Annotated in this window: 12 protein-coding genes; 7 read left to right on the forward strand and 5 right to left on the reverse strand. The window is 70.5% G+C overall.

The window, feature by feature from the left end:
* Both hslV and hslU read left to right on the forward strand, forming a co-directional pair.
* The coding region (gene hslV / locus AX685_RS02545) for an ATP-dependent protease subunit HslV (protein WP_066485114.1) at positions 1–384 on the forward strand (384 nt) is incomplete at its 5' end.
* Between the two features lie 137 nt (positions 385–521).
* Positions 522–1,823 (forward strand): ATP-dependent protease ATPase subunit HslU, encoded by a 1,302-nt coding sequence (gene hslU, locus AX685_RS02550; RefSeq protein WP_066485116.1) that lies wholly within the window; start codon positions 522–524, stop codon positions 1,821–1,823.
* Positions 1,824–1,832: 9 nt separating this feature from the next.
* Here hslU and pgeF read toward each other — a convergent pair whose 3' ends face one another.
* Genes pgeF through lgt form a run of 4 tightly spaced genes read right to left on the reverse strand, consistent with a single transcriptional unit; the run spans position 1,833 to position 5,093 of the window.
* Entirely contained in the window at positions 1,833–2,603 is a 771-nt protein-coding gene (gene pgeF / locus AX685_RS02555; RefSeq protein WP_066485119.1) for a peptidoglycan editing factor PgeF, read from the reverse strand.
* Positions 2,600–3,130 carry a GNAT family N-acetyltransferase gene (locus AX685_RS02560; protein WP_066485121.1) on the reverse strand — a complete coding sequence of 177 codons (531 nt, stop codon included), beginning with the start codon at positions 3,128–3,130 and terminating at the stop codon, positions 2,600–2,602. Before AX685_RS02560 ends, pgeF begins: the two co-directional genes overlap by 4 nt.
* Entirely contained in the window at positions 3,127–4,191 is a 1,065-nt protein-coding gene (locus AX685_RS02565) for a class I SAM-dependent methyltransferase (RefSeq protein WP_443026244.1), read from the reverse strand. Before AX685_RS02565 ends, AX685_RS02560 begins: the two co-directional genes overlap by 4 nt.
* 11 nt (positions 4,192–4,202) lie before the next feature.
* The gene (gene lgt, locus AX685_RS02570; protein WP_082740460.1) at positions 4,203–5,093 is read right to left on the reverse strand and encodes a prolipoprotein diacylglyceryl transferase; all 891 of its coding nucleotides are present in this window, start codon (positions 5,091–5,093) and stop codon (positions 4,203–4,205) included.
* 65 nt (positions 5,094–5,158) lie between these two features.
* Here lgt and AX685_RS02575 point away from each other — a divergent pair, with 65 nt between their 5' ends.
* The 5 genes from AX685_RS02575 to AX685_RS02595 all read left to right on the forward strand — a co-directional run bounded on the left by AX685_RS02575 (position 5,159) and on the right by AX685_RS02595 (position 11,828).
* Positions 5,159–6,859, forward strand: coding sequence for a class I adenylate-forming enzyme family protein (locus tag AX685_RS02575; RefSeq protein WP_066485130.1), 1,701 nt, complete (start codon positions 5,159–5,161; stop codon positions 6,857–6,859).
* A 65-nt stretch (positions 6,860–6,924) separates the two neighbouring features.
* Positions 6,925–9,144, forward strand: coding sequence for a molybdopterin cofactor-binding domain-containing protein (locus AX685_RS02580; RefSeq protein ID WP_066485133.1), 2,220 nt, complete (start codon positions 6,925–6,927; stop codon positions 9,142–9,144).
* Complete coding sequence (gene hemH, locus AX685_RS02585) at positions 9,141–10,145, forward strand: ferrochelatase (RefSeq protein ID WP_066485135.1); 1,005 nt, start codon at positions 9,141–9,143, stop codon at positions 10,143–10,145. Before AX685_RS02580 ends, hemH begins: the two co-directional genes overlap by 4 nt.
* A 31-nt stretch (positions 10,146–10,176) precedes the next feature.
* Positions 10,177–10,899, forward strand: coding sequence for an acetoacetyl-CoA reductase (phbB, locus tag AX685_RS02590; RefSeq protein ID WP_066485136.1), 723 nt, complete (start codon positions 10,177–10,179; stop codon positions 10,897–10,899).
* Positions 10,900–11,048: 149 nt separating this feature from the next.
* On the forward strand, positions 11,049–11,828 hold the full coding sequence (locus AX685_RS02595; RefSeq protein ID WP_066485138.1) for a thioesterase family protein: 780 nt from the start codon (positions 11,049–11,051) through the stop codon (positions 11,826–11,828).
* Between the two features lie 257 nt (positions 11,829–12,085).
* On the opposite strand, the gene AX685_RS02600 is transcribed toward AX685_RS02595, so the two are convergent.
* Positions 12,086–12,270, reverse strand: a 185-nt coding sequence (locus AX685_RS02600) for a glycine zipper 2TM domain-containing protein (protein WP_156445624.1), incomplete at its 5' end; no start/stop codon positions are given.

Here is a 12,270-nt window from a genome sequence, read left to right on the forward strand (position 1 = left end):
GGCGCCCCCGCCGATGCCTTCACGCTGTTCGAGCGGCTGGAATCCAAGCTGGAGCGCCACGGCGGACACCTGATGCGCGCCGCGGTCGAGCTGGCCAAGGACTGGCGCACCGACAAGTATCTGCGCAACCTGGAGGCGATGATGATCGTCGCGGACAGGGACGTGACGCTGATCCTGACCGGCAACGGCGATGTGCTGGAGCCGGAGGCGGGTGTCGCGGCGATCGGATCGGGTGGCAATTACGCGCTCGCCGCCGCACGCGCGCTGGTGGAATATGAGGACGATGCCGAGGTTTTGTGCCGCAAGGCGATGAAGATCGCGGCGGAGGTATGCGTCTACACCAACGACCGGCTGACGATCGAGACGCTGGAGAGCGCCACCTGACACCCTTCCGTCGTCCCAGCGCAGGCTCGGGCCTCCCGGTTGGGACGCGCGCGCTTGCGGCGCGAGATCCCGGCCTCCGCCGGGATGACGAGCGTCTCAACATTCGCAACCTTCGCCGACCAAGGCTTTGAAAAACCATGAACGATAATTTGACCCCCAAGGCGATCGTCGCCGCGCTCGACGCGCATATCATCGGGCAGAAGGACGCCAAGCGTGCGGTCGCGGTCGCGTTGCGCAACCGCTGGCGGCGGCAGAAGCTCAGCCCCGACCTGCGCGATGAGGTGACGCCCAAGAACATCCTGATGATCGGCCCGACCGGCTGCGGCAAGACCGAGATCAGCCGCCGCCTCGCCAAGCTGGCCGACGCGCCGTTCGTGAAGGTGGAGGCGACCAAGTTTACCGAGGTCGGCTATGTCGGCCGCGACGTGGAACAGATCGCGCGCGATCTGGTCGAGGAGGCGGTCCGGCTGGAAAAGGAACGCCGCCGCGCCGCGGTAAAGGACAAGGCGGAGGCCGCGGCGATGGACCGGCTGCTCGATGCGCTGGTCGGCAAGGACGCCAGCCAGGCGACCCGCGACAGCTTCCGCCAGCGGTTCGCCGAGGGACATCTGGCCGACAAGGAAGTCGAGCTGGAGCTGCAACAGGCGCCGCAGATGCCGTTCGAGCTGCCCGGCGGGGCCGGATCGGTCGGCATGATCAACCTGTCGGAGATGATGGGCAAGGCGTTCGGCGGCGGCCCGAAGCAGCGCCGCAAGCTGCTGGTCCCCGCCGCGTGGGAGAAGCTGGTCGAGGAGGAAGCCGACAAGCGCCTCGACCAGGACGAGGTCAGCCGCGTCGCGTTGCAGGATGCCGAGGCGAACGGCATCGTCTTCCTCGACGAGATCGACAAGATCGCGGTCAGCGACGTGCGCGGCGGCTCGGTCAGCCGCGAGGGGGTGCAGCGCGACCTGCTGCCGCTGATCGAGGGGACGACCGTTGCGACCAAATACGGCCCGATGAAGACCGACCATATCCTGTTCATCGCCAGCGGCGCGTTCCACGTCGCCAAGCCGAGCGACCTCTTGCCCGAGCTTCAGGGCCGATTGCCAATCCGCGTTGAGCTGAAGGGGCTGACCGAGGACGATTTCGTCGCGATCCTGTCCGATACCAAGGCGTCGCTGCCCGCGCAGTACAAGGCGCTGATCGCGACCGAGGGCGTCGAGGTGAGCTTCACCGACGACGGCATCCGCGCGATCGCGCGGATCGCGGCGGAGGTGAACGGCGAGATCGAGAATATCGGCGCCCGCCGCCTTCAGACGGTGATGGAAAAGCTGCTGGAGGAAGTCAGCTTCGATGCCGAGGATCGCGCCGGCCAGGCGCTGGTGGTCGACGCCGCCTATGTCGACAAGCAGCTGGCCAGCGTCGCGCGCAACGCCGATCTCAGCCGGTTCGTGCTGTGACGGGCGGCGTCACGCCGTCGCGATGATCGATATCTGCCGTCCGTACCCCGGCTCGCCGCGGTGCGTGGCACGGCGATAGCTGAAGAAGCGCGCTTCGTCGGCATAGGTGTCCATGCCCAGCGCCTCGATCCGCGTCACCCCGGCGCTGGCGAGGCGGTGGACGACATAGCCCTCCAGGTCGAATTGCGCATGGCCGGGGCGCGCGGCATCCGCGAAGAAGCGGTCGTTGGCGGCGTCGGCTTCCTCGAAGCGGCGGCGGAACGCCGCGTCCACCTCGTAGCTGGCGCGCGCGATGCATGGGCCGACCGCCGCTGCGATCCGCTCGCGCCGCGCGCCCAGCGCCTCCATCGCGGCGATCGTCGCATCGGTGACGCCGCCGATCGCGCCCTTCCACCCGGCGTGCGCGGCGCTGACGACGCCCGCCTCGCGGTCCGCCAGCAGCACCGGCGCGCAATCGGCGGTGATGATGCCGATCGCCAGCCCCGGCCGGTCGGTGACCAGCGCATCGGCGCGCGGCCGCTCGCCCTCGAACGGCGCGGTGACGGTGACGCAATCGGCGGAATGGACCTGATAGGGGGTCAGCAATGCCGCGCCCGGCCGCACCGCCGCCAGCGCCGCGGCGCGATTGGCGCGGACGATATCGGCATCGTCGTCCGATCCCAGCCCGACGTTCAGCCCGGCATGGATGCCCGTCGATGCGCCCCCGCGCCGCCCCAGGAAGCCGTGCGGCAGGTCGCCCAGCACGCGGGCGCGTAGCACCTCGGGGCCGGTCGCGCTCACAGGTCCAGCCTCATCACGATATCCTCGTCCGCATGGTCGCCGACCATGAACGCATAGGGGCCGACCTCGACGAACCCTTCGCGCGCATAGAAGCGCCGCGCGCGCGGATTGTCGGTGAACACCGACAGGTACAGCGCGGTGCATCCGCGCGCCCGCGCTTCCGCGATCGCCGTTGCCAGCATCGCGCGCGCCAGTCCGCCGCCGTGATAGGCGGGCAGGACGTAGATCTGCCGCAGCTCGATCGCGCCCGCGGGCGGGGTGAACGGCAGCGACGGCGGCCCCAGCTTCATATAGGCGACCGGCTGCCCGTCCGCCTCTGCCAGCCGCACGCAATAGGCCGGGTCGGCGATCTCCGCCGCCCAGTTCTCCGGCGTGTGGATCGACAGGAAGGCGGCGAGGTTCTCGGGCGAATACAGATGCCCGAACGTGTCCGTGAAGGTCTTTCGCGCCAGCGCCGCGATCGCGGGCGCATCGGCGACGGTGGCGGGGCGCAGTGAAGGCGGGGGCGCGGGAAGCGGGTCGGTCATGCGAAACCTGCGGGTTGGGGCCATTGCGGATGGGTGGCGGCGATGACGCGGAACAGCGTGCCCATGTCCTCGACCAGCCGCGCGTGATCGGCGGCGACCGCGGGGCCGAGCGCGGCGGCGCGCTGCGCGATGCCCAGCGCGGTCAGGAACCCGCCCTGGCCGACCGGCCCGGCCAGGTTCGCGCCCGACGCGGTCGCGACCAGTCCCAGCGTCGCCATGTCGACGTGCGCGGTCAGGTCCTGTTCGCCCGGCGCCTCGAACGGATTGGCGAAGGCGTGGCCGCGCACCGCCTGCAACGTTTCGCCCACCGCCGGCCCGTCATAGCCATAGTCGATCACCAGCGCCGTGCCGCCCTGCGCGACGATCCGCGCCGACAGGTCCGCCATCACCGCGACGCTGGCGGGCGACGTCTCGATGATCGCGCCGGGCGCCGCCGCCGCCAGATCGGGCGGCAGGATCGTGTCGGGCACCCGCGCGCTCGCGATTGGCAGGAACAACGTGTCCTGGCACGCCACCAGCCGCTCGTGCCAGCCGTCGCGGCCGCGCACCAGCTGCCGGATCGGCAGCGCGTCGAAGAATTCGTTGGCGACGACGATCAGCGCGACATCCTCCGGCAATGTCGCCAGCGAATCGTGCCATGTCGCGCCCGGCACGCGCGCAGCCTGCGCGGCGCGCAGCGTCGGGCTGGTTTCCACCAGATGCACCGGCGGGGTTAGCCCGGCGTGCGCCATCACGCGCCGCGCGTCGGCGGTCAGCGTCCCGCGCCCCGGACCCAGCTCGACCCAGGCGACCGCCGGCCGCCCCGCACGATCCCACAGGTCGGCGGCCCAGGCGCCGATCAGCTCGCCGAACATCTGGCTGATCTCGGGCGCGGTGGTGAAGTCGCCGCCCGCGCCCAGCGGATCGCGCGTCGCATAGTAATGCGCATTGGCCGCGGCCATGAACTGGCTGACCGGGATCGGCCCGCCCAACGTGATCGCGCGCGCCAGCCGCTCGGCCAGCAGCGGTGCGTCGGGGGCGGGAGGCGCGTCCTGGCCCCCGTTCACGCGCGCCCCGTTCACGCGCTCCTCGTTCACGCCACCGCGTCCAGCCCGCCGGTCGCCTCCACCCGCACGCGCCGCGCCCGCGACGTGACGACCAGATAGACGCCGCCCAGGATCATCGGCACGCACAGCCACTGGCCCATGTGCAGCCCGGTGACGCGCGCGAATTCCACCAGTTGGCGGTCCGGCTCGCGGAAGAATTCGACCGTGAAGCGCGCGATGCCGTAGCCGATCAGGAAGATACCGGTCAGCCGCCCCGGCTGGTAACGCGCGTTGGTGCGCCAGAAGAAAAACCACAGCAGCGCGAACAGCGCGATGCCCTCCAGCCCCGCCTCGTACAGCTGGCTGGGGTGGCGCGCCGGCTCGGGGATGCCGTAGGGGACGGTATTCTCGAACACGATCGCCCACGGCACCGTCGCGGGCTTGCCCCACAATTCGCCGTTCACGAAATTGGCGAGCCGGCCGAAGAACAGCCCGAACGGCACCACGCAGGCGACGTAGTCGTGGATGCGCAGCCAGTGGAGGCCGTTCTTGCGCGCGAACCAGATGATGCCCAGCGACGTGCCGATGACCCCGCCGTGGAACGACATGCCGCCGTCCCACAGGCGCAGGATCGACAGCGGGCGCAGCAGCATTTCGGGTGCGTAGAAGACGACATAGCCGATCCGCCCGCCCAGGATGATCCCCAATGTGGCGTAGAACACCAGGTCGTCGGCATGGCGCCGCGCCATCGGCGCGCCCGGCTGTGCCAGCAGCTTCAGCAGATACCACCAGCCGACGACGATCCCGGCGATATAGGCCAGGCTGTACCAGCGCAGCGTGAAGAAACCGATCGTGAACACGTCGGGGTGCAGGCCGAGATCGGCGAAACGGATGGGACCGGCGGCGGAGGCCGCGGCGGCGAGCATGGGCAGGATCAAGGCTTTCCCCTTCTGATCGCGGCCTCCATAATGGGACCGGAGAACAAACCCAAGCGGAGAGAGCGATGCGCACCGAACTGGACCAGCGGATGGACGCCATGATGGCGGCACTGACGGGCGAGGGCGGTCAGTTGGCGCTGGGGCAGGTGGAGCGGTTCGGACGGACGTTGCCGTATATCGCCGCCGCACCGCCGACGCTGACCGGATATTTCGCGCATTTCTGCGCGCAGCATCGCGACACCGAATTCCTTGTCGCCGGGGACGAACGGCTGACCTTCGGCCATGTGTATGACGCCGCCACCCGCGTCGCCCATGCGCTGGTCGACGGCTATGCCGTGACGAAGGGGCAGCGGATCGGCATCGCGGCGCGCAATTCGCCGTCGTGGATCGTGCTGTACATGGGGATCCTGATGGCCGGCGGGGTGGCGACCCTGCTCAACGGCTGGTGGCAGTCCGAGGAGTTCGAGGCCGCGATCCGCGACGTCGGCGTGACGTTGGTGTTCGCCGATCCGCCGCGCGCGCGCCGGCTGGCGGCAATCCCCGGGTTGGAGGATGTAGCGGTCGAGACGTTCGACGATCTCCAGCCGCTACAGGTGGCGCTCGACCCGGTGTTCGCCCGCGCGAAGGGCGGTGACCTGCCCGCGATCGACGGAGCGGATCACGCCACGATCCTGTTCACCTCCGGCTCGACCGGGCAGAGCAAGGGCGCGCTGTCGACGCATTTCCAGGTGGTGCAGGGCATCTTCAACTATCTGGCGTCGGCGCTGATGATGCTGGGGCTGTCGACTCAGGACGGCGTGACCAGCACGCTCCAGCCCGCGACGCTGCTCAACGTGCCGCTGTTCCACGTCACCGCCGAGGTGCCGGTGTTCCTGCAGAGCATGGCGATCGGGCGCAAGCTGGTGCTGATGCCCAAATGGGATGCCGAGGAGGCGATGCGCCTGATCGAGAAGGAGAAGGTGACCTATTTCGTCGGCGTGCCGTTGATGAGCTTCGAGATGCTGACGCATCCCAATCGCGCGAACTACGACCTGTCGACCGTCACCGACATCGCCGCGGGCGGCGCGCCGCGCCCGGTCGAGCACGTCAAGCGGATCGACGCCGAGATGGAGGGGGCGCCGCTGATCGGCTACGGCCTGACCGAGACCAACGGCGTCGGCACCGGCAACTGGCGCGGCAACTACCTGGCCAAGCCCAATTCGGCGGGCCGCGCCTCGCCGCCGCTGGTCGATCTGGCGATCCTCGACGATGACGGTCGCCCGGTGCCGCAGGGGCAGTCGGGCGAGGTGTGCATCCGCTCGGTCGCGTGCTTCCAGGAATATTGGGGCCGTCCCGACGCGACTGCCGCGGCCTTCACCGCGGACGGCTATTTCCGCACCGGCGACCTCGGGTATCTGGATGAGGCGGGCTATCTGTTCATCGTCGATCGCAAAAAGGACATCATCATTCGCGGCGGCGAGAATATCAGCTGCCAGGAGGTCGAGGCCGCACTGTACGAGCATCCGGAGGTGGCCGAGGCCGCGGTGTTCGGTCTGCCCGACGAACGCTATGGCGAGGTGCCCGGCGCGGTCGTCCATCTCGCCAGCCCCGGCGCGGTCGAGGCGGAGGATCTGACCGCGTTCCTGGCGCAGCATATCGCCGCGTTCAAGGTGCCCAGCCGCATCTGGATCGCCCCCGATCCGCTGCCGCGGCTGGGCACCGAGAAGATCGACAAGGTCACGCTGCGCAAGACCTATCGCGAGCGCGTCGGCGCGGAGTCGGTGTAACCGCGATCGTTCCGATCGGGTTTTCCGCCTTCCCCGCCGCTCGTGCGCCCGCTACGCGATAGCGCATGGCCGCACTGACCCGACGCTCCCTGCTTGTTTCCGGCGGCGTCGGTGCGGGGTTGCTGGTCGGCTGGGCGGTGTGGCCGCGCGCCTATCTGCCCGCGCTGCCCGCCGCGCCGGGGGAGACGGTGTTCGGCGCCTATCTGAAGATCGGGCGCGACGGGCAGGTGATCGTCGCGGTGCCGCAGACCGAGCACGGGCAGGGCGCCTGGTCGGTTCTGGCGCAGATCGTCGCCGACGAACTGGGCGCCGACTGGCGCGCCGTCGGGGTGGAGGCCGCGCCGATCAGCCCGCTCTACGCCAATCCGCTGGCCGCCGACGCGCTGTTCGGCACCGCGCTGTCGCCTGTGCCTCCTGCAGTGCGCGACGAGGTGTGGACGCGCGACGCGCTGATGCTGACCGCCGCCTCGACCAGCGTGCGCCGCTTCGAGGAGCCGATGCGGCAGGCCGGCGCGGCGGCGCGCGTGCTGTTGTGCAAGGCGGCGTCGCGGCGCTGGGACGCCGATTGGGAGGAATGCGACACCGCCGGCGGCTTCGTGGTGAACGGCGCGCGCAAGCTGCGCTTCGGCGAGCTGGCGGAGGCCGCCGCGAAGGAGGCGCTGCCCGACGAACTGCCGCTGCGTATCGGTGAGGAAGGGCGGCTGTCGGGCCAGCCGCTGCCGCGGCTCGACGCCCCCGCCAAGACCGACGGATCGGCCAATTTCGTCGCCGACATCCGCCTGCCCGACATGGTGTTCGCCAGCATCCGTCAGGGGCCGCGCCCGCGTTCCCGGCTGCTGTCGGTGAACCGCGCCGCGGCGGAACGCGTGGCGGGCGTGGCGGGGATCGTCGAGACCGATCATTGGGTCGCGGCGGCGGGCGTCACCTGGTGGGCGGCGAACCGCGCGCTCGACGCGCTGGCGCCGCGCTTCGCCACCGACGGCGCGCTGCCCGATGACGCCGCGATCGCGCGCGCGCTGGATGCGGCGCTGGCGGGCGACGGGCACCGGCTGGCGGGCGTGGGCGATGTCGACGCGGTGTTCCGCGACGCGAAGCTGGTGGAGGCCGAATACACCGTCGCCCCCGCGCTCCACGCCGCGGTGGAAACCCCGGCCGCCACCGCGCAATGGCTCAACGGCCGGCTGGAATTGTGGATCGCGACACAGGCGCCGTCGCTGGCGCGCGACGCCGCGGCCGCGGCGATTGGCGTGTCGGCGGACAAGGTGGTGCTGCACGCGATGCAGGCCGGCGGATCGTTCGGCGCCGCGCTGGAGGTCGATGTCGCGGCGCAGGCGGCGGTGCTGGCGCAGAAACTGCGCCGCCCGGTGCAGCTGATGTGGTCGCGCGGGGAAGCATTGCTGAACGATCGCGTCCGCGCGCCGGCCAAGGCGCGGATGCGCGCGCGGCTGGCCGCCAATGGCGCGATCCTGGGCTGGCACGCGCAGATCGCGGTCGCGTCGACCGGGCGCGAGCTGGCCGCGCGGCTGATGCCCGGCAGCACGCTGCGCCGCCTGTCCGGGCTGCTGCCGGCAGGCGCGGACCTTTACGCCATGTCGGGCGCGATCCCGCCCTATCGCCTGCCCGCCTTTGCGGTCGACCACCACCCCGTGGCGATCGACCTGCCGACCGGGCATCTGCGCGGCGGGGCGGACGGGTACACTGCCTTCTTCACCGAATGTTTCATCGACGAATTGGCGCGCGCCGCGGGTAGCGAGCCGATGTCCTATCGCATCGGGATGCTGGGCGGCGACCCGCGGCTGGCGCGTTGCCTGACCACCGCCTCGGCGCTGGGCGGCTGGGGCGGCGGCGTCGACGGCAGCGGGCAGGGGATCTCCTGCCATGTCATGGCCGGCAGCGCGATCGCGGTACTGGCGGAGGCGCATGTCGAGGAGGGCGCGCGCATCGTCGTCGACCGCGTGGTCGCCGCAGTCGATGCCGGGCGCGCGATCAACCCCGATGTCGTGCGTCAGCAGATCGAGGGCGGGCTGGTGTTCGGCACCGCGCTGGCAGCCGGTACCGCCGCATCGTATCGCGACGGGCTGGCGACGCGGCGGATGTACGGCGACCTGGCGCTGCCCATCCTCGCCACCGCGCCGGAGATCACCGTGGAACTGATCGCCTCGTCGGGCGATCCCGGTGGGGTGAGCGACCTGGGCATGCCCGCGGTCGCCCCCGCCATCGCCAATGCCCTGCGCGCCGCCACCGGAGAGCGGCGCCGCCGGCTGCCCGTCAGGAGTGCCCCATGATCCCCGCCGGCCATCCCCCCGTCGCGCGCCCGCGCATCGGCGTCCTCCTCATCAACCTGGGCACCCCCGACGCGCCCGATGCGCGTTCGGTCAAACGCTATCTCGCCGAATTCCTGTCGGACCGCCGCGTCGTGGAAATCCCGCAGCTGGCGTGGCAGCCGATCCTGCGCGGCATCATCCTCAACACCCGGCCGAAGAAATCCGCCCACGCCTATGCGCAGGTGTGGAGCGAGGCCGGCTCGCCGCTCGCCGCCGTCACGCGCGCGCAGGCGCTGGCGCTGAAGGAGGCGTTCGGTGCGGACGTGACCGTCGACTGGGCGATGCGCTACGGCAATCCCGCGATCGGCGACCGGCTGCGCGCGTTGAAGGAGGCGGGGTGCGAGCGCATCCTGCTGGCGCCGCTCTACCCGCAATATTGCGCGGCGACCACCGCGACCGCCAATGACAAGGCGTTCGCCGCGCTGGCGGCGATGCGCTGGCAACCCGCGATCCGCACGCTGCCGCCGTATCACGACGATCCGGCTTATATCGAGGCGCTGGCGACCAGCGTCGCCGCCGGGGTCGCCGCGCTCGATTTCGAACCCGATACGATCCTCGCAAGCTTCCACGGCATGCCGCAGCGCACGCTGGAACTGGGCGACCCCTATCACTGCCATTGCCGCAAGACCGCGCGGCTGCTGGGTGAGCGGCTCGGACGTCCGCTGACGGTGGCGTTCCAGTCGCGCTTCGGGCGCGCGAAGTGGCTGGAACCGGCGACCGACGCCACGCTGGAGGCACTGCCGGCGCAGGGGGTGCGCAAGGTCGCGATCGTCGCGCCGGGTTTCTCCGCCGATTGCCTGGAGACGCTGGAGGAACTGGCGATCCGCGGCCGCGAAAGCTTCGTCGCGGCGGGCGGCACGCATTTCGCCTATCTGCCGTGCCTCAACGACACGCCGACCGGCATTGATATGTTACGAACGATCCTGGCGCGGGAGCTTGAAGGGTGGCGCGCGCCCCTCTAGCCTGATCGCGTTCAGGAGAGGGAGTAGCCGAATGACGCGTGTAGCGATCGTGACCGGAGGAACGCGCGGCATCGGTGAGGCGATCAGTGTCGCACTGCGCGATGCCGGGATGACCGTCGCCGCCAATTATGCCGGCAATGACGAGCGCGCGCGCGATTTCACCCAGCGGACCGGCATCGCCGCCTATAAGTGGGACGTCGGCGATTATGATGCGTGCCAGGACGGCGCGGCGCGCGTCGCCGCCGAACTGGGGCCGGTGGACGTGCTGGTCAACAACGCCGGCATCACCCGCGACGGTACCATCCTGAAGATGACCTACCAGATGTGGAAGGAGGTCATGGACACCAACCTTGGCGGTTGCTTCAACATGGCCAAGGCGGTGTTCCCGGGGATGCGCGAGCGCAAATGGGGCCGCATCGTCAACATCGGGTCGATCAACGGCCAGGCCGGCCAGTACGGCCAGGTCAATTACGCCGCCGCGAAAAGCGGCATCCACGGCTTCACCAAGGCGCTGTCGCAGGAAGGCGCGAAGCTGGGCGTCACCGTCAATGCGATCGCGCCGGGCTATATCGACACCGACATGGTCGCCGCCGTGCCGCCGGAAGTGCTGGAGAAGATCGTCGCCAAGATCCCCGTCGGCCGGCTGGGCCAGGCGCAGGAGATCGCGCGCGGCGTCGCCTTCCTGTGTTCGGAGGAAGCCGGCTTCGTCACCGGATCGACGCTCAGCATCAACGGCGGGCAGCATATGTACTGACGGGCGCAGGCCCGCGCGCTGCGCCGCGCGGGGCCGATGCGCGGCGGCAAAGCCGCCCCGCAGCGCCCGTCACGGCCGGCGGGTCGGCCATGCCGAACCCGTCCGACGACGCGGCTTCGCCGCGTCGTGGCCCGAAAGCGGAGACGGTCATGAACGACGACGCGATCTTCCAACCTGACGGCACGGGCTATCGCGCGACCACCCATGCCGCCGGCCCGTGGCACCCGCAGATGCAACACGGCGGGGCGCCCAGCGCCCTGGTCGCGCATGTCGCGGAAGGCGTGCCGACGCTGGCCCCGATGCGGATCGCGCGCGTTACCGTGGAATTGCTGCGCCCCGTCCCGGTCGCGCACCTCGATACCGAGGTCGAAATCCTGCGGGAGGGGCGCAAGCTGCAACTGGTGCAGGTGCGATTGCTGGCGGAGGGAACCGAGGTGACGCGCGCCACCGTCCTGCGGCTGCGCACCGCCGACACCGACGTGCCCGACGCCGCGCGCCCGCCGTTGCCCGACGTGCTGCCCGACGACGTCGCGCCGGGCGGTCTGGGGATCGGCGGCGCGGTGGGCTTCGCCAGCAATTTCGAGATGCGCCGCGTGCGCGGCGGGTTCGGCGAACTGGGGCCGGGGCGGATGTGGTTCCGCCAGCACCGCGCGCTGGTCGCGGGGCGCGCGCTCGCCCCGCTGGAACGCGCGATGACGGTCGCCGATTTCTCCAACGGCATCGCCCCGGTTCTGCCCTTCGCGGACTGGACGTTCCTGAACGCCGACCTGACGGTCAGCCTGGCGCGCGCGCCGGAGGGGGAGTGGATCTTCTCCGATGCGGAAACCTGGCCGGGCGGCGACGGCATCGCGCTGGCGATGACCCGGCTGGCCGACCGTCGCGGCTACTTCGGCCGCGCGATCCAGACACTGCTGCTCGAACGCCGCTGATCGCGCCTGTCCTACACCGGCACGTCCTGCGATACCTCTTGGATGCGGTTCCATGTTTCCCGGCGCCGAAAGCGAAAGGACCGCGAGCGTCTCAACATTGACAACATTCGCGTCCCATCCGCCCAGCGTACAACAGGCCCGGCACCTTCCGGTACCGGGCCTGCGTCCTCGATACGCTACGCGAGGAAACTGAACTGTCGGGGGTGCGTCACGGCGACGTCGCGTGGCGGCGGGGGATGTCCCGCCGCCCGCGGGCGTCAGCGGCAGTAACGCGGATTGTTCGACTTCTCGACGGCGTTGCCCGCCACCGCGCCGCCGACGCCGCCCAGCACCGTGCCGAGTGTCCGGTCGCCGCGGGTGTCGATCGCGCGGCCCAGCAGGCCGCCGGCGATCGCGCCGACGATGGTACCGGTCGTGCCGTTCGAGCAGCGGCGGTTGTAAT

It is taken from the genome of Sphingomonas sp. CCH9-F2 (assembly GCF_001556735.1).
In the GTDB taxonomy this organism is placed as follows: domain Bacteria; phylum Pseudomonadota; class Alphaproteobacteria; order Sphingomonadales; family Sphingomonadaceae; genus Sphingomonas; species Sphingomonas ginsenosidimutans.

Bases quoted from the DNA above. Each gene is read 5' to 3' on its own strand.
- hslU (WP_066485116.1), top strand. From the start codon at position 522: ATGAACGATAATTTGACCCCCAAGGCGATCGTCGCCGCGCTCGACGCG.
- AX685_RS02560 (WP_066485121.1), bottom strand. From the start codon at position 3,130: ATGACCGACCCGCTTCCCGCGCCCCCGCCTTCACTGCGCCCCGCCACC.
- AX685_RS02575 (WP_066485130.1), top strand. From the start codon at position 5,159: ATGCGCACCGAACTGGACCAGCGGATGGACGCCATGATGGCGGCACTG.
- AX685_RS02580 (WP_066485133.1), top strand. From the start codon at position 6,925: ATGGCCGCACTGACCCGACGCTCCCTGCTTGTTTCCGGCGGCGTCGGT.
- hemH (WP_066485135.1), top strand. From the start codon at position 9,141: ATGATCCCCGCCGGCCATCCCCCCGTCGCGCGCCCGCGCATCGGCGTC.
- phbB (WP_066485136.1), top strand. From the start codon at position 10,177: ATGACGCGTGTAGCGATCGTGACCGGAGGAACGCGCGGCATCGGTGAG.
- AX685_RS02595 (WP_066485138.1), top strand. From the start codon at position 11,049: ATGAACGACGACGCGATCTTCCAACCTGACGGCACGGGCTATCGCGCG.